General features: G+C 65.5%; 10 protein-coding genes. 7 read left to right on the top strand and 3 right to left on the bottom strand.

The window, feature by feature from the left end; all coding sequences use genetic code 11:
* Positions 1 to 62: 62 nt before the first annotated feature.
* Positions 63 to 1,637, bottom strand: coding sequence for a methyl-accepting chemotaxis protein (locus BLT66_RS27390; RefSeq protein ID WP_092756540.1), 1,575 nt, complete (start codon positions 1,635 to 1,637; stop codon positions 63 to 65).
* A 444-nt stretch (positions 1,638 to 2,081) separates the two neighbouring features.
* On the opposite strand from BLT66_RS27390, the gene BLT66_RS05725 reads away from it, so the two are divergent.
* The 7 genes from BLT66_RS05725 to BLT66_RS05755 all read left to right on the top strand — a co-directional run bounded on the left by BLT66_RS05725 (position 2,082) and on the right by BLT66_RS05755 (position 9,582).
* Positions 2,082 to 3,035 (top strand): sugar ABC transporter substrate-binding protein, encoded by a 954-nt coding sequence (locus BLT66_RS05725; protein WP_092756542.1) that lies wholly within the window; start codon positions 2,082 to 2,084, stop codon positions 3,033 to 3,035.
* Between the two features lie 55 nt (positions 3,036 to 3,090).
* A complete protein-coding gene (locus tag BLT66_RS05730) occupies positions 3,091 to 4,623 on the top strand; it encodes a sugar ABC transporter ATP-binding protein (RefSeq protein ID WP_092756544.1) in 1,533 nt (510 codons plus the stop codon).
* A gap of 16 nt (positions 4,624 to 4,639) precedes the next feature.
* Complete coding sequence (locus BLT66_RS05735) at positions 4,640 to 5,605, top strand: ABC transporter permease (protein WP_255406782.1); 966 nt, start codon at positions 4,640 to 4,642, stop codon at positions 5,603 to 5,605.
* A gap of 7 nt (positions 5,606 to 5,612) precedes the next feature.
* Positions 5,613 to 6,617 (top strand): LacI family DNA-binding transcriptional regulator, encoded by a 1,005-nt coding sequence (locus BLT66_RS05740; protein WP_092756548.1) that lies wholly within the window; start codon positions 5,613 to 5,615, stop codon positions 6,615 to 6,617.
* Positions 6,614 to 7,018 (top strand): D-ribose pyranase, encoded by a 405-nt coding sequence (gene rbsD / locus BLT66_RS05745; RefSeq protein ID WP_092756550.1) that lies wholly within the window; start codon positions 6,614 to 6,616, stop codon positions 7,016 to 7,018. The genes BLT66_RS05740 and rbsD overlap by 4 nt, the downstream gene beginning before the upstream one ends.
* Positions 7,019 to 7,195: 177 nt before the next feature.
* Positions 7,196 to 8,380 (top strand): MFS transporter, encoded by a 1,185-nt coding sequence (locus tag BLT66_RS05750; RefSeq protein WP_092756552.1) that lies wholly within the window; start codon positions 7,196 to 7,198, stop codon positions 8,378 to 8,380.
* Between the two features lie 89 nt (positions 8,381 to 8,469).
* A complete protein-coding gene (locus BLT66_RS05755) occupies positions 8,470 to 9,582 on the top strand; it encodes an endonuclease/exonuclease/phosphatase family protein (protein ID WP_092756554.1) in 1,113 nt (370 codons plus the stop codon).
* Between the two features lie 72 nt (positions 9,583 to 9,654).
* Here the strand turns inward: BLT66_RS05755 and BLT66_RS05760 are convergent, their stop codons facing one another.
* Together BLT66_RS05760 and BLT66_RS05765 are read right to left on the bottom strand one after the other, a co-directional pair.
* Entirely contained in the window at positions 9,655 to 12,471 is a 2,817-nt protein-coding gene (locus BLT66_RS05760) for a DUF349 domain-containing protein (protein ID WP_092756556.1), read from the bottom strand.
* Between the two features lie 178 nt (positions 12,472 to 12,649).
* Positions 12,650 to 16,411 (bottom strand): DUF748 domain-containing protein, encoded by a 3,762-nt coding sequence (locus tag BLT66_RS05765; protein WP_369821576.1) that lies wholly within the window; start codon positions 16,409 to 16,411, stop codon positions 12,650 to 12,652.
* Between the last annotated feature and the right edge of the window lie 765 nt (positions 16,412 to 17,176).

Genomic DNA, 17,176 nt, shown 5'->3' on the forward strand with positions numbered 1-17,176 from the left:
TGAATCCATAGCTGCCAGCGCTGGATTTACCTGCGCCAGCGGCCTGTTTGGCTAAAAATTAGCTAGCGCCCCAGGGCCAGCTGGTTGCCGGCGCCGAGCTTGAACACGGCCACCGACTCCACCAGCGCCAGGGCCTGGCTCTTCAGGCTGCTGGCGGCGGCGGCCATTTCTTCTACCAGGGCGGCGTTCTGCTGCGTAGCCTGGTCCATATGATTGACGGCCTCGCCCATCTGCGCCATGCCGGTGGCCTGTTCGGAGCTGGCCGCGCTGATCTGGCCCATGATCTGCGTCACCTGCTGGATGGACTCCACCACCTCGGCCATGGTGGTGCCGGCCTGATCGACCAGCACCGTGCCCTGGCCTACGCGCTCCACGCTGGCGCCGATCAGCGCCTTGATCTCTTTGGCCGCCTGGGCGCTGCGGCTGGCCAGACTGCGCACCTCACTGGCCACCACCGCGAAGCCGCGGCCCTGCTCGCCAGCCCGCGCGGCTTCCACGGCGGCGTTCAGTGCCAGGATATTGGTCTGGAACGCAATCCCGTCGATCACGCTGATGATGTCGGAGATCTTGTTCGAGCTGTCGTTGATGCCGCGCATGGTTTCCACCACCTGGTTCACCACCTCGCCGCCGCGCGTCGCCACGCGGGAGGCGTTCAGCGCCAGCTGGTTGGCATTGCGGGCGCTCTCTGCGTTCATGGCGACAGTAGAGCTGAGTTCTTCCATCGAAGCGGCGGCCTGCTCTAGCGCGCTGGCCTGCTGTTCGGTGCGGCTGGACAGATCGTGGTTGCCGCCGGCGATTTCCGCACTCGCGTGGGACACGGTCTCGGACCCGATGCGCACCTTCCCGACCACCTGAAACAGGCTGACCTGCATGGCCTGCAACGCGGTCAGCAGCTGGCCGGTTTCATCTCGGGAAGTCACGTCAATGCGCGAAGTCAGGTCGCCCGCTGCCACCGTCTGCGCTACCTGCACCGCCCGGCCAATCGGCTGCGTAATGGAGCGCGTCAAGCCGTACGCCAGGCCCACGGCCAGCAGCGTGGCCGCGGCGGTCAGTACCAGCATCAGCACATTGGCGCCATGGGCCATGGCTGCCGCCTGGGCGCCAAACTCTTCCATGCTGTCGGTCTGGCTTTTCACAAAGCCCTCTATGGCCGCCAGATAGGCATTCTGCGGCTGCAACATCTCCTTGACCAGGTAGACACGGCCTTCGTCGATCTTGCCGGCCTTCAGCAGTTCGAGCAGCTCGTGCTCATGCTTCTTGAAGTCGGTCCGTGCTGCCAGCATGCTGGCCAGCGCGGCCTTGCCTTTGTCGCTGTGCACGATGGTCTGCAGCTCGTCTACCGCCTTGCCGACCACCACCACCGAACTCTCCACCGTGGCCAACTCGCTCTGCACCACCGCTGGCTCGCTGGCGATCAGGGCCGTGCGCAAGGCGCGGGACTGGCGGTTCACCTCGTTCTCGATCTTCTGCGCCAGCGCCACCTTGTGGTAGCGGTCGTGCAAGATGGTTTCGGTGTTCTGGTCGACGGCGTTGATGCGGCTGATGCCCACCGCCGCCATGGCGACAAGCAGGCCAATGACGATGGCAAACCCAGCCGCCAAGCGTTGGCCGATTTTCAGGTTGAGAAGGAATTGCATCGCGCCAACTTTCTTTTTAGAGGTTTTGGGTCCATGTACGTCGCGCCCACCCGCCAGCGCGCTGTACGCATACTGCCACGCCGCAGCGCCATGTAAAGCAGTTTCTATAGCAAGCACCGGCCAGGGGATGCGCTGTAATCAGGCTCTGGAGCACCGGGAACGCGGTCCCCGGTGCTGTCGAAGACTATAAGCAAAATCATGCTCTAGCGCATACAAATTCTGCGCCAACAGCTACCAAAAAAGTAGCAAATGGCACGGCCCATGGCGTTCACCGCGGCAAGATGTATCAGCGGCTTTACCCATTTCTGCGGGTTTGTCCGTAGATAGAAAACGTTTGCGCAAACGTTTGCTTTGTTATTATCCGCGCCACAGAAGCCCGCCCGGACCGGCTCCGCCGCCCTCGCTCGCCCGCTGTAACTTTCACAACGCCATGGAGACATACACATGAAATTCACCCGCCGCACCGTCCAAACCACCCTCGCCCTGAGCATCATGGCCGGCCTGTTCGCCGGCCCCAGCTTCGCCGCCGACAAGCCCAAAGTGGCGCTGGTGATGAAGTCGCTGGCCAACGAGTTCTTCCGCACCATGGAAGATGGCGCCAAGGCCCACAACAAGGCCAACGCCGCCAAGTACACCCTGGTGTCCAACGGCATCAAGAACGAAACCGACACCGCGGCCCAGATCCGCATGGTCGAGCAGATGATTGCCCAGAAGGCCGACGCCATCGTCATCGCCCCGGCCGATTCCAAGGCCCTGGTGCCGGTGCTGAAGACCGCCATCGACAAGGGCATTCTGGTGGTCAACATCGACAACCAGCTCGACGCCGATGCGCAAAAAGAAAAGGGTATCCAGATCCCGTTCGCTGGCCCGGACAACCGCGCGGGCGCCAAGCTGGTCGGTGACTTCCTGGCCAAGAGCCTGAAGGCGGGCGACAAGGTCGGCATCATCGAAGGCGTGTCCACCACCTTCAATGCACAACAGCGCACCCTGGGCTACCAAGACGCGATGAAGGCCGCTGGCGCCACCGTGGTCGGCGTGCAGTCCGGCAACTGGGAAATCGACAAGGGCAATACCGTGGCCTCCGGCATGCTGCGCGAACACCCAGACCTGAAGGCCCTGCTGGCCGGTAACGACAGCATGGCCCTGGGCGCCGTGGCTGCCGTCAAGGCCGCCGGCAAGACCGGCCAGGTGCAAGTCGTCGGCTACGACAACATCGGCGCCGTGAAGCCCATGCTGAAAGACGGCCGCATGCTGGCCACCGCCGACCAGTACGGTGCCAAGCAAGCAGTGTTCGGCATCGAAATCGCTTTGAAGGCAATTGCCGAGAAGAAGAAGCAAGCAGAAATGCCAGCGGCCATCCAGACCGACGTGGTGCTGGTGACCAAAGACACGAAGTAAGCTGGCTCCCCCGTGGCGCCGGCATTCGTCCGCGCCACCTCCATTCCCGAATTCCATGACCCCCTCCCCCGTTTTAACCATCCAGTCGGTCAGCAAAACCTACGGCAGCAACACCGTGCTGCACGGCGTGTCGCTGCCGCTGCATCCCGGCGAAGTGCTGGCGCTGACGGGCGAGAACGGCGCCGGCAAAAGCACGCTGTCGAAAATCATCTCCGGCCTGGAGCACGCCAGCCAGGGCACGCTGCTGCTGGGCGGCCAGGCTTTCGCCCCGGCCTCACGCCGCGACGCCGAAGCGCTGGGCGTGCGCATGGTGATGCAGGAGCTGAGCCTGGTGCCGACGCTGACCGTGGCCGAAAACCTGCTGCTCGGCGCCATACCACACCGCGGCCGCTGGCGCGGGCACTGGATAGACCATGCACAGCTGAATACCCGCGCCGTGGCCCAGCTGGCCAAGATGGGTATTGAGGACATCGACCCGCGCACACCCGTGTCGCAGCTGGGCATAGGCCAGCAGCAGATGGTGGAGATTGCCCGCAACCTGCAGGACAACACCCGCGTGCTGATCCTCGACGAGCCCACCGCGATGCTGACGCCGCGCGAAACCCGCCATCTGTTTGACCAGATCGCGCTGCTGAAGGCGCAGGGCGTGGCCATCGTTTATGTGTCGCACCGGCTCGAAGAACTGATCCAGATCGCCGACACCCTGGCTGTGCTGCGCGACGGCCGGCTGGTCAAGACCTGCCCCATGCACAGCGTGACCGAGCCCGACATCGTGCAGCTAATGGTCGGCCACGCGGTCGACCAGGACATGGACCGCCCCCGGCGTTCACGCGGCCCGCTGTTGCTGAGCGCGAAAAACCTAGGCCGCGGCAGCGCCGTACAGGACGTTAGCCTGGAAGTCCACGCTGGCGAGGTCTTCGGTATTGCCGGCCTGGTCGGCAGCGGCCGCACCGAGCTGCTGCGCCTGCTGTTTGGCGCTGACCGCGCCGATAGCGGTGAGATCACTATCCAGGGCACCAGCCACAAAGGCTGGCGCTCGCCGATCGAGGCAATTGCCGCCGGCATCGGCCTGGTCACCGAAGACCGCAAATCCCAGGGTCTGCTGCTGAGCCAGCCGATCCGCATCAACACCACCCTCAGCGATGTGGGCGCCGTGTCAAACGCCGGCTGGCTGGACCGCGTCCGCGAAGACAAGATCGCGCTGGACATGGTGCAGCGCCTGTCGATACGCTGCAGCGGACCAGAGCAGCCGGTCGGCACCCTCAGCGGCGGCAACCAGCAGAAAGTGGTGTTCGCCCGCTGGCTGCACCGCGAATGCAATGTGCTGCTGCTCGACGAACCGACCCGCGGCGTCGACGTGGGTGCGCGCGCCGACATCTATGCCGAGCTGGAAAAAATGGCCGAGGCCGGCAAGGCCTTGCTGATGGTCTCCAGCGATCTGCGCGAGCTGATGCAGATGTGCGACCGCATCGGCGTCATGGCCCATGGCCGCCTGGTCACGGTGTTCGAGCGCGGCGAGTGGACCGAGAAATCCTTGCTGGCCGCCGCCTTTACCGATACCGCCGCCCTGAATGGCACCCACGGTTGAACCCCAAATTTTCACTATGTCTACTTCCACCAAATCCCCCACCAGCAGCCAGCTCGGCACCTACCTGGGCCTGAGCGCCGTACTCATCGGCATGGTCGTGCTGTTCGGCAACCTCAGCGAATACTTCTTCAGCGCCGACACCTTTGTCGCCATCGCCAACGAGATCCCGGCGCTGCTGGTGATGGCCGTGGGCATGACCTTCGTGCTGATCATTGCCGGCATCGATTTGTCGGTCGGTTCGGTGCTGGCGCTGTCGGCGGCGGCCACTGCCAACGCCATCCTGCTCTGGCACTGGAGCGTGCTGCCGGCTGCGGCGCTGGGCCTGCTGGTCGGCCTGGCCTGCGGCGCCATCACCGGCAGCATTGCGGTGATCTGGCGCCTGCCGTCCTTCATCGTCTCGCTGGGCATGTTGGAGGCCGTGCGCGGTGGCGCCTATGTGGCCACCGACTCGCGCACCCAGTATGTGGGTGACGCGATCTCCGGCCTGGCCGCGCCCTGGGTGGGCGGCGTGTCGTCGGCCTTCTTCATCGCCGTGGCGCTGGTCGTCGTCGGCCAGCTGGTGCTGACCAAGACGGTGTTCGGCCGCTATGTGGTCGGCATCGGCACCAACGAGGAAGCCATGCGCCTGGCCGGCATCAACCCCAGCCCGATCCGCATCGCGGTGTTTGCCGCCACCGGCCTGCTGGCCGGCTTTGCGGGCCTGATGCAGTCGGCCCGCCTCGAAGCCGCCGACCCGAACGCCGGCACCGGCATCGAGCTGCAGGTAATTGCCGCGGTGGTCATCGGTGGCACCAGCCTGATGGGCGGGCGCGGCTCGGTCATCAACACCTTCTTCGGCGTGTTGATCATCGCCGTGCTGGAAGCCGGCCTGGCCCAGGTGGGCGTCAGCGACCCGAGCAAGCGCATCATCACCGGCTGCGTGATCGTGGTCGCCGTCATCATCGATACACTGCGGCAGCGCCGCGCCGCGCGCGCCCACTGAGCACCCCATGGCCTCCATCAAAGACGTTGCCCGCCACGCCAACGTATCCATTTCCACAGTTTCCCATGTGGTAAACCGCACGCGCTTTGTCAGCGACAAGGCGCGGCAAGACGTAGAGACCGCCATCCGCGCACTCGGCTATGTGCCCAGCGCGGTGGCGCGCAGCCTGAAGAGCAATACCACGCGCACCCTGGGGATGCTGATCCCCAACTGCTCCAACCCCTACTTCGCCGAGATCGTGCGCAGCGTGGAAGACCACTGCTTCGCCAGCGGCTACACGCTGATCTTGTGCAACACCGACGACGAGCCCCTACGCCAAAGCGTCTACCTCAAGGTGCTGGCCGAGAAACGCGTCGACGGCCTGATCATCATCTCCACCGGCGAAGACAGCGACCTGCACGACCTGCTGCAAGGCCTGACCACGCCCACCGTGCTGCTGGACCGCGAGGTCACCCATGTGCACTGCGACCTGGTGGAAACCGCCAACGTGCAAGGTGGCCAGATGGCCGCAGAACACCTGGTGGCGCTGGGCCACCGGCGCATCGCCTGCATCGGCGGGCCGGCCGATCTGAGCCCCAGCGCCCAGCGCATCCAGGGCTGGCGCAATGCGCTGGCTGCGGCCGAATTGGAAGCCAACGACCTGCTCTGGCACAGCGACTTCAGCAGCCAGGGCGGCTTTACCGCGATGCAGGAGATTCTGCAGTCAGGCCAACAGCCGACCGCTGTATTCGTCTGCAACGATTTGATGGGCATAGGCGCACTGAGCGCCGCACACGAGGCCGGGCTGCGCATACCGCAAGACCTGTCGGTCATCGGCTTTGACGACATCGAACTGGCCCGCTTCACCAGCCCGCCGCTGACCACCATCGTCCAGCCCAAGCAGCGCATCGGCATGCTGGCGGTGGACATGCTGCTGGAACGCATACAGGGCGGCCGGCTCGATGCCAAACAAGTTTTATTGCAGCCCGAGCTGATCGTGCGCGCATCCACCGCTTCCCCACCTTCACCATGAAACGTACCACCCTGCTCCACGCCGAACTCTCCCAGGTCATTGCCAGCATGGGCCATGGCGACATGCTGGTGCTGGGCGACGCCGGCCTGCCAATCCCGGTCGGCCCGGGCGCGCCGCAGCGCATCGACCTGGCGCTCTGCCCGGGCACACCGGGTCTGCAGCAAGTCTTGCAAGCCGTGCTGACCGAGCTGCAGGTCGAGGCCAGCATCATCGCCACCGAAGCCCTGGTCGGCGACGAACGCCAGCTGCCCGCCTGGTGCGCCGACCAACTGCCCGCCAAGCCGGCAAACATCAGCCATACCGAGTTCAAAAAACTCTGCGGCCAGGCCCGCGCCATGGTGCGCACAGGAGAATGCACGCCCTACGCCAACATCATCCTGGTGGCCGGCGTCAGCTTTTGAGAGGGCGCTAGAGGCGCTACACAATAGATAGCTGCTTGCGCATATAGATATTGCGCAAACAGCTTAAAAGGCCCATAAATTCGGCGCCTGCACAAATCTGCCGATCGGCCTAGAATTCAGGGTTTCCACGTAGACCCACCCCGCCGCCTGCTGCGGCTCCGCCCCCCGATCCGCACCATGAACCTCCCCTTGCTGGCCCTGGCCATTGCCGCTTTTGGCATTGGCACCACCGAATTCGTCATCATGGGCCTGCTGCCCGAAGTGGCCGGCGACCTGGGGGTGTCCATCCCCTCGGCCGGCATGCTGGTCTCGGCCTATGCGCTGGGGGTGGCCGTCGGCGGGCCTATCCTGGCGGTGGCCACCGCGCGCCTGCCGCGCAAGACCACGCTGGCCTGGCTGATGGCCTTGTTCGTACTCGGCAACGTGGGCTGCGCGCTGGCGCCCGACTACCAATGGCTGATGGTGGCGCGCGTGCTGACCTCGTTCTGCCATGCGGCCTTCTTCGGCATCGGCGCGGTGGTGGCCACCAGCGTGGTCGAGCCGCACAAGCGGGCCCAGGCCATGTCGCTGATGTTCGCCGGCCTGACCCTGGCGAATGTGCTGGGTGTGCCGCTGGGCACCCTGCTGGGCCAGCAGACCGGCTGGCGCTCCACCTTCTGGGTGGTGGCGGTGATCGGCGTGCTGGCCATGCTGGCCGTGCTGCGCTGGGTGCCGGCGCTGCGCCAGAACCTCAGTGGCAGCGTGCTGGGCGAGTTCCGGGTGCTGAAGATCAAGCAAGTCTGGCTGGCCCTGGGCACCAGCGCACTGGCCTCGGCCGCGCTGTTTACCGTGTTCACCTACATCACCCCCATCCTGCGCGACGTGACCGGCGTGGCGCCGCAGAACGTCAGCGGCGTGCTGCTGCTGTGCGGCGTCGGCCTGACCATCGGCAACCTGGTCGGCGGGCGCCTGGCTGACTGGAAGCTGATGCCCTCGCTGATGGGCATCTTCGCGGCGGTGGCGCTAGTGCTGGTGGTCTTCTCGTTCACCAGCGCCTGGCTCTGGCCGGCGGTCATCACCTTGATGGTCTGGGGCATGGCCTCGTTCGCCACCGGTGCGCCGCTGCAGGTGCGGGTGGTGTCGCAAGCCGGCAGTGCGCCCGGCCTGGCCTCGACCCTGAACATCGGCGCCTTCAACCTGGGCAATGCCGCCGGCGCCTGGCTGGGCGGCGCGGCCATCGACATAGGCTGGTCGCTGCAAGCCCTGCCCCTGGTGGCGGCCGGCGTGGCCGTGCTGGCGCTGGGCGTGACCGCCTACTCTGCCTGGCTGGAGCGCCGGGGTCCGCAGCTGCGCGGCGCGGTACTGGGCTGCGAAGCCGGTTGAGGCGCTCGGCGCCCGTCCGCAAATAAGAGGATGCGCAGGGCTACCAATCGGTTTAGGCTTGCACACCTCAATCCGACCGGGAGCCTCTCATGCGCCTCGCCAGCTTCAATGTTGAAAACATGTTCGACCGGGCCAAGGCCTTGAACGGCAGCGACTGGGCCGAGGGCAAGCCCGCGCTGGAAGCCCACAAGGAACTCAACGCCTTGTTCGAGAAACCGCGCTACAGCGCGGCCGACAAGCAGCGCATGCTCAAGCTGATGGCCGACAACGGCCTGCTGAAGACCGACGAAGGCCCGTTGTTGTTGCTGCGCAAAATCCGCGGCAGCCTGATCAAGCGCCCGCGGGTCGGCGAAGCCAGCATCGTGGCCGCCGGCCGCAAGAGCTGGATCGGCTGGGTCGAGCTGAAGACCGAGCCGGTCAACGAGGTCGCCACCTTGAACACCGCCCGCGTGCTGCATGCGGTGGCCGCCGACCTGCAGGTGGTGATCGAGGCCGAGGACCGCACGGTGCTGCGCCTGTTCAACGAGCAGGTGCTGATCGAGGTGGCCGGCAAGCCCTTCGACCACGTGATGCTGGTCGACGGCAACGACGACCGCGGCATCGATGTCGGCCTGATGACCCGCGCCAAATACCCCATCCTGTCGATCCGCTCGCATGTGGACGACCAAGACGCCAAGGGCACCATCTTCAGCCGCGACTGCGCCGAATACGAGATCGGCCTGCCCCAGGGCAAGCGCCTGTGGCTGCTGGCCAACCATTTCAAAAGCAAGGGCTATGGCACGCAGGCGGCCAACGATGCCAAGCGCAAGCGCCAGGCCCAGCGCGTGCGCGAGCTGGTGGACGCGCACCTGCTGGCCGGCGAAACCCTGGTGGCCGTGGTCGGCGACCTGAACGAAATCCCGGCCAACGGGCCGATGGACCCGCTGCTGCGGCAGGGCTCGCTGCTGAAGGACATCAGCAGCCACCCCGCCTACGCCAGCGGCGGCAAGCCGGGCACGCACGGCAACTGCGGCGCCAGTGCCAAGCTCGACTACATCCTGCTGTCGCCCGATCTGTTCGCCAAGGTCACGGCCGCCGGTATCGAGCGCCGTGGCATGTGGGGCGGCGCCAACGGCACGCTGTGGCCACATTTCCCCGAGCTGACGAATGCCGACGAAGCCGCGTCAGACCACGCGGCGCTGTGGGTCGACCTGGAGCTTTGACGCTACCCAGCGACCATGAAAAAAGGCTACCCCCGGTAGCCTTTTTTCGTTCGGGCCCGCAGGCCCCAACCATCAGCGCTTCAACAGCACCTTCAGCACGGTCTGCATGCGGCGCGCATTGCCGGCGTCGAACGGGCTGGCCAGCACCTTGGCCGTGTCCTGGGCCCAGGTCTGGGCGGGAGACGGGTCGTTGCGCTTGGTCAGCAGTTGCAGCTGCAGCATGCGGCGGGCGCTGACCAGTTCGGCCGGCGTGGGCGCTTCGGCGGCGATTTCCAGGCGCAGCAGGGCTTCGCCCGCGGCCTTGTCGTCGGCCTTGGCCGGCGCGCTGATGCTTTGCGACCAGGCGCTGCGGGTAGCGGGGTTCACGCCATGACCCAGGGCATGGACGCTGGGCAACTGCTCCACATCGCGCTTTTCCCAGGCGGTCAACAGATCGGTGAGGACTTCGCCATGGGCTTGGGCGGCCAGCTTCTTCAGGGCGTGCTGGGCGTTTTCCAGCGCGTCACGCTGGGCGCGGAAGGCCGCATCACCCAGGCGCGGGCCACGGTCTTCGAACGCCGGGCGGTCGCCAAAGCGGCCACCATCACGTCCGCCATCGCGCGGGCCACGGTCATCGCGGCGCGGCTCGAACTTGTTGTCGCCAGGGCGTGGCGCACCGCGTGGGCCGTCCTTGCGGTCGCCAAACTTGCCGCCGCGGCCGGCTTGCACCGGCTCGGACTTCTTCATGCCAGGGCGGTCGTCACCGCGCATCGCCACCACCGGCTTGCGCACGGGCTTGGGTGGCTCGACCGGAGCGGCTTCGGCTGCAGGCTCGGCATCCGCTACAGTTTCCGTAGCTTCTGGTGCAGACTCTGCCTGCGCTGGAGCCGGATTTTCTTCAGAAACTTCAGCGGCAGCGGCTTCCGGCGCAGCGGCTTGCGATTCGGCTTGCACAGCCGACTGGGCCACGGCTTCGGCCTTGTCGGCGTTGACAGCTGCCTGGGCCAGGGCCTGGCCGCGCAAGGCGGCTTCCAGGCCGGCCATGGCGGCGCGGATCTTCTGCGCGTCGCCGCTGGCATTGGCGGCGTCCAGGGCCTTGGCAGCTTCCAGCACCATGCGGTCGCGGTCGCTCAGGGCGGCAGCGGATTTCTCGCGCTCTTCGGTCTTGCGGTTGAAGGCGTCGTCCAGCGGCTTGCGGAACGCGTCCCACAGCTTTTGCTCGAACTTGCGGTCCATGGGCACGCTTTGCGCCTCGGCCTGCCAGCGTTGCTGCAAGGCCTTGACGGCGTCAATACGCAGCACCGGCGCGGCACCCAGCACCTTGGCTTCTTCGATCATGGCGTGGCGGCGGTCAACGCTGGCTTTTTGCAGGTTTTCCAGCGGCGCGGCGGCCAGGCTGATCGCCTCTTTCCACAGCGGCTGCATTTCGGCAAAGGCTTTTTCGCCCAGGTGGCCAGCATCGCGCCAGCGGTCGCCGAACTGGTGCAGGATGCGCGAGAAGCCCTTCCAGTCGCCGTCCTTGGCCGTCACGTTCTCGGCGGCCCAGGCCTTGACTTCTTCGATCAGCGCCAGGCGCTGGGCCTTGTGCGCGACGGCGTCGGTCTTGACCTTGTCGAGCCAGGCTTCGACGACCTTGTAGGCCTCGTTGCAGGCGTCGTCGAAACGCTTCCACAGCGCGTGGTTGGGCACGCCGCCTTGGTCGGTCTGCTTCCACTGCTCGCGCATCTGGCGCAAGGTGTCCTGCATCTTGCGGCCGCCCAGGGCGTGGCCGTCGGGGCGCTTGAGCAGGCCTTCGGCCTTGATCAACAATTCTTCGCGCAGCTGGTCGGCGCGCCAGCGTTGCCAGCCTTCAAGTTCGCCAGCGGCGGCCAGCGCGGCTTGCGCAGCATTGCCCAGCTTGTCGTCGACCAGGCGGTTGTGTTCTTTGAGCGCATTGCGCAGCGCGGCAGCCGCACCGGCGCTGGCCTTGCCATGGCCTTCAGCCACTTCTTGCTCGACCTTGGTCAGCGCTTCTTGCACGGCCTTGTTGGCGGCTTCGCGCAGGGCCGGATCAACCGGCGCCTTGGCCTGCTTGGCTGGCTTGGCCGCTTCCAGCGGCACGCCGCGGGCGACGCGCAATTCATCGGCCCACACATTGACGGGTGGCAGCGGTGCAGCGGCGTCGGCATCGGCGGCCACGGTCAGCGCCAGTGCGGCCTGGAACGCGTCCCACACGACTAGCAGCTGGCCGCGCGAGGCGTCGAGCATGGTGGGGTATTTGCCGTCCACGCTGGTCCAGTTGGCATCAGAGGCCAGCTGGGTGGCCTGGTCTTGCCAGTGCTGGACGTCGGTACGCAGCACTTCGAGTGCCGTCTGGGCGTCGCGCCAGGGCTTGGTGGACAGCACTTCGATGCGCTGGGCCAGCAGCACAGCGGCTTCGCGCTGGACTTGCACGCGGTGCTGCAGGTCTTCAATGCCTTTGACGCGGTCGGCCAGCTGCACCTTCAGGGCGGCCAGGGGCTCCTTGCTCAGCGGCGCGCCGGCTTTGGCGGCATCGCGCTGCCAGGCCATGGCGTCGGCCATGTTCAGCTTGGGCAGGGCCAGCAAAGCGGTGGCTTTGCGCGCCCATTCGGCGGCGATGATTTCGGCGCCCTTGGTGCGCTTGAGTTCGTCGAGCTTTTCGCGCAGCGGCTTGGCCGCGCCGCGGTCGCGCCCGTTGAGCTCCTGGAACACCTCGTGCATCTGCTCATAGCTGGGGTTGGTGACCAGCCAGTCGCGGATGCGCTGGGCCCGTTCGCCGGCGGTGTGGGCCGAGAAGGCGCCACCGGTCAAAGCGTCAAGCGGATGTGGTTCGTTGGATTTGGGTGTGGTCACAGCAGGCTTTTCGGACGGAGTGGCGGGCGCGGTTTTGGGATTGGAGAAACCAAACATGGATGAACTTATTCTTGGGGTAGACCGACGGGCATTTACACACAGGTAGATGCCCGCACAGGGTAAAAAAACAAGTGGCCAAAGCAGCCACCCGTGCCCTACGGCACACGGGTCCGGATCAGGGCTAGGGGGCTATTTTCGCCGCTTTTCGAACTGGCTTGTAAATTGACGTTAGTCGCTACGGCGTAGCCAGCTGCAAGTCGGCCTGCGGACGCCAGTTGGCGTCGCCTGCGGTGGTTTTGGCAGCGCCCAGAAACAGGCGTTCCAGCGGCAGCTTCTGGGCGGCCAGGTAGTCGCGTACCGCCACGCCGCGCTGCACCGCCAGGCGCTGCACATTGTCTTCGTCGACCGGCAGATTGGCCAGCAGCAGTTGCTCCATTTCGGGCTGCGGCAGGTCTTTGAGCAGGCCCAGTGCATTGCGCGGCTTGGGGAAGCTGGCGCGCTGGTAGACCGACTTGAGCAGCGCCGGGTATTCGGCGTCGCTCACCGTGATGCCTTCCAGCTCGGCGGCGTCGGCATTGGCTGCGGCGGCGCCACCGGTCACCAGGTTACGGCGCTTCTCGGCCAGCACCCGGCGCTGCAGGCGCTGGCGCTGCATGGCTTCGCGCTCGACTTCCAGGCTGGCATTGCCGACCACGGTCATCTTCAGCGCCGGCCGGTCGGTCAGCACCTTGGCCACCTTGTCCAGGCCTTGCCGGGCGTCGGCGGTGAGCACCGCGCTGCCGGGGGCGAAGGGCACGCTGCCCAGCTCTTCCCCGCCGCCGCCAAACGCGTGCGCCAGCAGGCTGAACGGCGAGGTGATGGCCTTGGCGATCAGGTTGCCCAGGATCTTCCAGATCACCGGGCCGATGCGGAACTGCGGGTCGTTCAAGGAGCCCGACAGCGGCAGGTTCAGGTCGATCACGCCATTGCTGTCGGCCAGCAAGGCCACGGCCAGCTTGACCGGCAGGCTGGTGGGCGCACCGGCCACTTCGTCGCCAAAGGTCAGCTGGTTCAGGATGATGCTGTTGGTGGCGGTCAGCTGGCCATCGGGCTGGACGGTGTAGTGCACGTCCACGCTCATCTTGCCGCGCTCTATGCCGTGGCCGACGTAGCGGATGCTGTAAGGCGACAGCGCGGGCAGCTCCAGATCGCGCACCTTGGCGCCGATGTCCAGCGCCAACGGCTTGGCCAGCGGGTTCAGCTTGCCCAGGATCTCCAGCGAAGCCGTGCCTTCGGCGCGGCCGCGCAGCTCCAGATCGGCCAACTGCACCTGGCCCTGCGCGGGCACGGACGAGAACGCGCCCAGCTTGCCGGTCAGCTCGCTCAGGTTGGCCGAGTAATTGGGTTTGACGAAACGGTCGGAGAACAGTACCCGGCCATTCACCAGGCTGATGCCGCCCATGCGCACCACCGCACCCGGCTCATTTGAAGGATTTGGGGCGCTGGCGCTGGTAGCGACTGCGGGAGCAGCTACTTTATTTGTAGCATCGGCAGCAGGCGTTGGCGGCGGGGTGCTGGACTTGACCAGGTCCTGCAGGTTGATGCGGCCGGTTTCGTCGACCACGATGCGGGCGTAGAAGTCGCTGAGCGCGGTTTCCTTGATGTCGACGCGGGTGGCCGTGCCGGGCTTGAGGGCGACGTCCAGGCCGCGCAGGTTCAGCAGCTTCCAGCTCAGCAGCTCGCGCCCGACTGTGGGCGCCGGTGGACCATCGGCCGAGGTCGTGGGGCCGGCCATGGTGCTGTTGGCCGAGCGGTTGGCACGCAGGTCTTCGAGTGTGCCGTCGCCGCGCACCTGCAGCACCGGGCCGGCCGGGCTGGCGGTATAGGCCAGCTGGCCTTTGAAGCTGGTGTCGGCGCGCACCACGTCCACGTTCAGCGACGCGCCGAAATACGGCTCAAAGGCATGCAGCGGCAGGTGCACCAGATCCAGCTGGCCCTGGGCTGCCAGCGGCTGCAGCGCCAGCGTGCCTTTGTAAGTCAAACGGCCTGGTTCTGCATTGCCTGCACCGATGCGCGCCGACACGCTCAGGGGCGAGGCCTTGGCGCTGCCGGGCACCAGGTCTTTCATCTGCAGCTGCAAGGCGGTCACCTCGAAGGCCACCGGATCGGCATTCGCCTGGTCCAGGTACGACACGGCGCCACCGTCCAGCTGCAGGTCGGCCACACTGACGGCCCAGGGCTGAGTGGGGGTGGTCGGTGCCGCAGTGGACGCAGCGCTGCTGGCAGGCGCCGGCTTGAGCCAGGCCTCATACATCCAGCGCTGGTCTTTGCCGCGCGCCACTTTGGCCCGCGGCTCGGTAAGGCTGAGCTTGCCGATCTGGACCCGGCGCTGGGCCAAATCGACCTGGGCCTGGCTGATCTGCAGCTGACGCAGACTGGCCAGCGCGGCCATTTCTGGCTTGGCGGCCTTGGCATCGCTAGGCTGGCTGCTCTTCTTATTAGTAGCAAGCGCTGTCGCCCCTAGGGCCAGGTTGTCCAGCGTCAGCTGTTTGGCACTAAGCTGCAGCGCGTCCGGCGCCTTCCATTGCAGCTGCAGATCGGCGCTGAGCTGGCCGGTCAGGCGCGGCTCCAGCACCGAAGCCAAGTACGGCGCGGCGACCGCCAACGGCAAACCGCCGAGCTGGGCATCGACCTGGGCTTGCTGGTCGGTCGCAGACCCACTGAAGCGCAGCTCGGAGGATGTGGCTGCATCGCCAGCGATTTGCGCACTGCCTTTGAACTGCAGCGGCTGGGTGAACGGCCAGGCGATGGCGGATGCCTCCAGCGCCAGCTGCTGCACCGCCACCTGGGCCGCGGGCTGGGTGCTGGCGTCGGTCCAGCGCAGGCTGCCGCTGTGCAGGGCCAGCTTGTCGACGCTGACCTTCCAACCCGCGGGTTGAGCATCTTTTGTGCCGCTGGCGCTGGCAGCTGCTGCGGGAGCAGCTATTGTTTTACTAGCAACCGGGGCAGATGCCAGGTTCAGCCGACCAGCAGCATCGCGGCGCAGGTCGAGCGCGGGCGCGGCCAGTTCGACGGCGGACAGCTTGACGGTCTGCTCCAGTGGGCGCAGCGCATCCACCGTGAGCTTGAGCGTGTCCAGCGCCAGCCAGCCCGCGCCCTGCGGATTGGCCAGCTTGATCTTGTCGGCCTGCAGCACGCCGCTGATCCGTAGCGAGAGCTTGGGCGTCTGCTCGAACGCGAGTTGCAGGTCCGCATTCAGCACCGCCGCCTGCAGCTTCACCGGCAGGCTGGCGGGCAGATAGGGCAGGTAAGGCGCCAGGTCCATGTTCTTCAACTGGAAGCTGGCGTCGGTCTTGCGCGAGACGGCAAACGGAGTGGTCTGCGCAGCCGAGTCGAAATGGCTGCCATTGAGGGTGAAGGCCAGCCGCGGCTCGGCCTTGATCTCGCGCTGCGAATCCAGGTTGCTGATGAACGGCAGGCCCAGGTGCAAATCGCGCAGGGCATGGGTGGCACCAACGGGCTGGTCGACAAAGTCCACCGCACCACCGGTCAGGGTGATGTTGTAGAGCGCAAAAGCCGGCGTGGGGCTGGGCGTGGGCTCGGACGGGCTGCTGAGGCGGGCCAGTACGTCGTCAAAATCGTAATGGCCATCGCCCTGGTGGGTGATTTTGAGCACCGGCTGGTCGATCGCGATGCCGTCCACCACCGGCGCCAGCCGCCGCAGCGACTGCCACAGTGCCGCATCCACCACGATGCGCTGCACCTGCAGCTGCGGCACCGTGCCGCTGGCGGCGGCGATGGACACGTTGTCCAGAGTCAGCGCCAGGGTCCAGGGGTGGAAGTCCACATGGCCGACCTGCACCTGGCGGCCCAGCTTCTCGGTGCCTTGCTTTTCAGCCTGGCTCTTCACTATATAAGGCAGGGCCAACCAGGCCAGGCCCCAGAGTAGCAGTGCGCCGACCAATACGTACAGCGTGCGGCGCAGCCATTTATTTCCAGAAAGCAGTTCGAATGTCATAGCGGGCATTTTGCCGCCAGACCGCAGCGGTACAACACGGGAAAGCGCGCGCCCAAAAACATGAAAGCCCGGACGGTAGGTGTTGAGCCTGGCCGCCGGGCCTGACGGCGAACTTGCGGTTCATGCCGTCTTGGGTTGCAAGGGAGAGAGTGATGTCCCCCATTGCATTGGAAACAAGAGATTGCTTCCATATAGTTCCGGGGCTGCTGCACACCACCGTCGCAAAGTGTCGGGTGGCGTTGGCTCCTACCGGAGAGCGCCCGTTTTGAGGCGGGCGCTGTCAATTTAGGCCATGGTGGGAGGGAATTCAAATCTGGTTTTCAATGCAAATCCTTCCAGCGATTGAGTCAATGTGATTGACAAGCCGCGCTGGCCCGGCGCATACGCGCAAGGGTGGGATGACGCTCAAAAAGCCCTACTAGACACAAAAATCTACAAACTTGCACCCGGTTTTACCTGCCCAAAACTGCGGCAATTTGGGCGGTATACAAAGCAATTGTAAAAATTTGAAAAAGAGCATCGGCCAGGCCCATTTATGCACTTTTATCGACTAGCCAAATTTTGCATAGGCCTTTGTAAGAACCTGTAAACACTGGGTAGCGAGCTCTGCTTTGTGTAGCAGTAGCATTTTGTAAGCCCTATCACGACGGGATCGGATGCTGCACTTTTTCAGCGCCCTTGGCGTCCCTCTCAACACAATAAGCTGTAAATAAAGACAGGTAAAATTCACATTTTTAGAATATCAAGTCGATTCGATATGCTTGA

The sequence above is a fragment of the Rhodoferax sp. OV413 genome, from assembly GCF_900104385.1.
In the GTDB taxonomy this organism is placed as follows: domain Bacteria; phylum Pseudomonadota; class Gammaproteobacteria; order Burkholderiales; family Burkholderiaceae_C; genus Rhodoferax_B.

Bases quoted from the DNA above. Each gene is read 5' to 3' on its own strand.
- BLT66_RS05725 (WP_092756542.1), top strand. From the start codon at position 2,082: ATGAAATTCACCCGCCGCACCGTCCAAACCACCCTCGCCCTGAGCATC.
- BLT66_RS05735 (WP_255406782.1), top strand. From the start codon at position 4,640: ATGTCTACTTCCACCAAATCCCCCACCAGCAGCCAGCTCGGCACCTAC.
- BLT66_RS05740 (WP_092756548.1), top strand. From the start codon at position 5,613: ATGGCCTCCATCAAAGACGTTGCCCGCCACGCCAACGTATCCATTTCC.
- BLT66_RS27390 (WP_092756540.1), bottom strand. From the start codon at position 1,637: ATGCAATTCCTTCTCAACCTGAAAATCGGCCAACGCTTGGCGGCTGGG.
- BLT66_RS05730 (WP_092756544.1), top strand. From the start codon at position 3,091: ATGACCCCCTCCCCCGTTTTAACCATCCAGTCGGTCAGCAAAACCTAC.
- BLT66_RS05765 (WP_369821576.1), bottom strand. From the start codon at position 16,411: ATGACATTCGAACTGCTTTCTGGAAATAAATGGCTGCGCCGCACGCTG.
- rbsD (WP_092756550.1), top strand. From the start codon at position 6,614: ATGAAACGTACCACCCTGCTCCACGCCGAACTCTCCCAGGTCATTGCC.
- BLT66_RS05755 (WP_092756554.1), top strand. From the start codon at position 8,470: ATGCGCCTCGCCAGCTTCAATGTTGAAAACATGTTCGACCGGGCCAAG.
- BLT66_RS05750 (WP_092756552.1), top strand. From the start codon at position 7,196: ATGAACCTCCCCTTGCTGGCCCTGGCCATTGCCGCTTTTGGCATTGGC.
- BLT66_RS05760 (WP_092756556.1), bottom strand. From the start codon at position 12,471: ATGTTTGGTTTCTCCAATCCCAAAACCGCGCCCGCCACTCCGTCCGAA.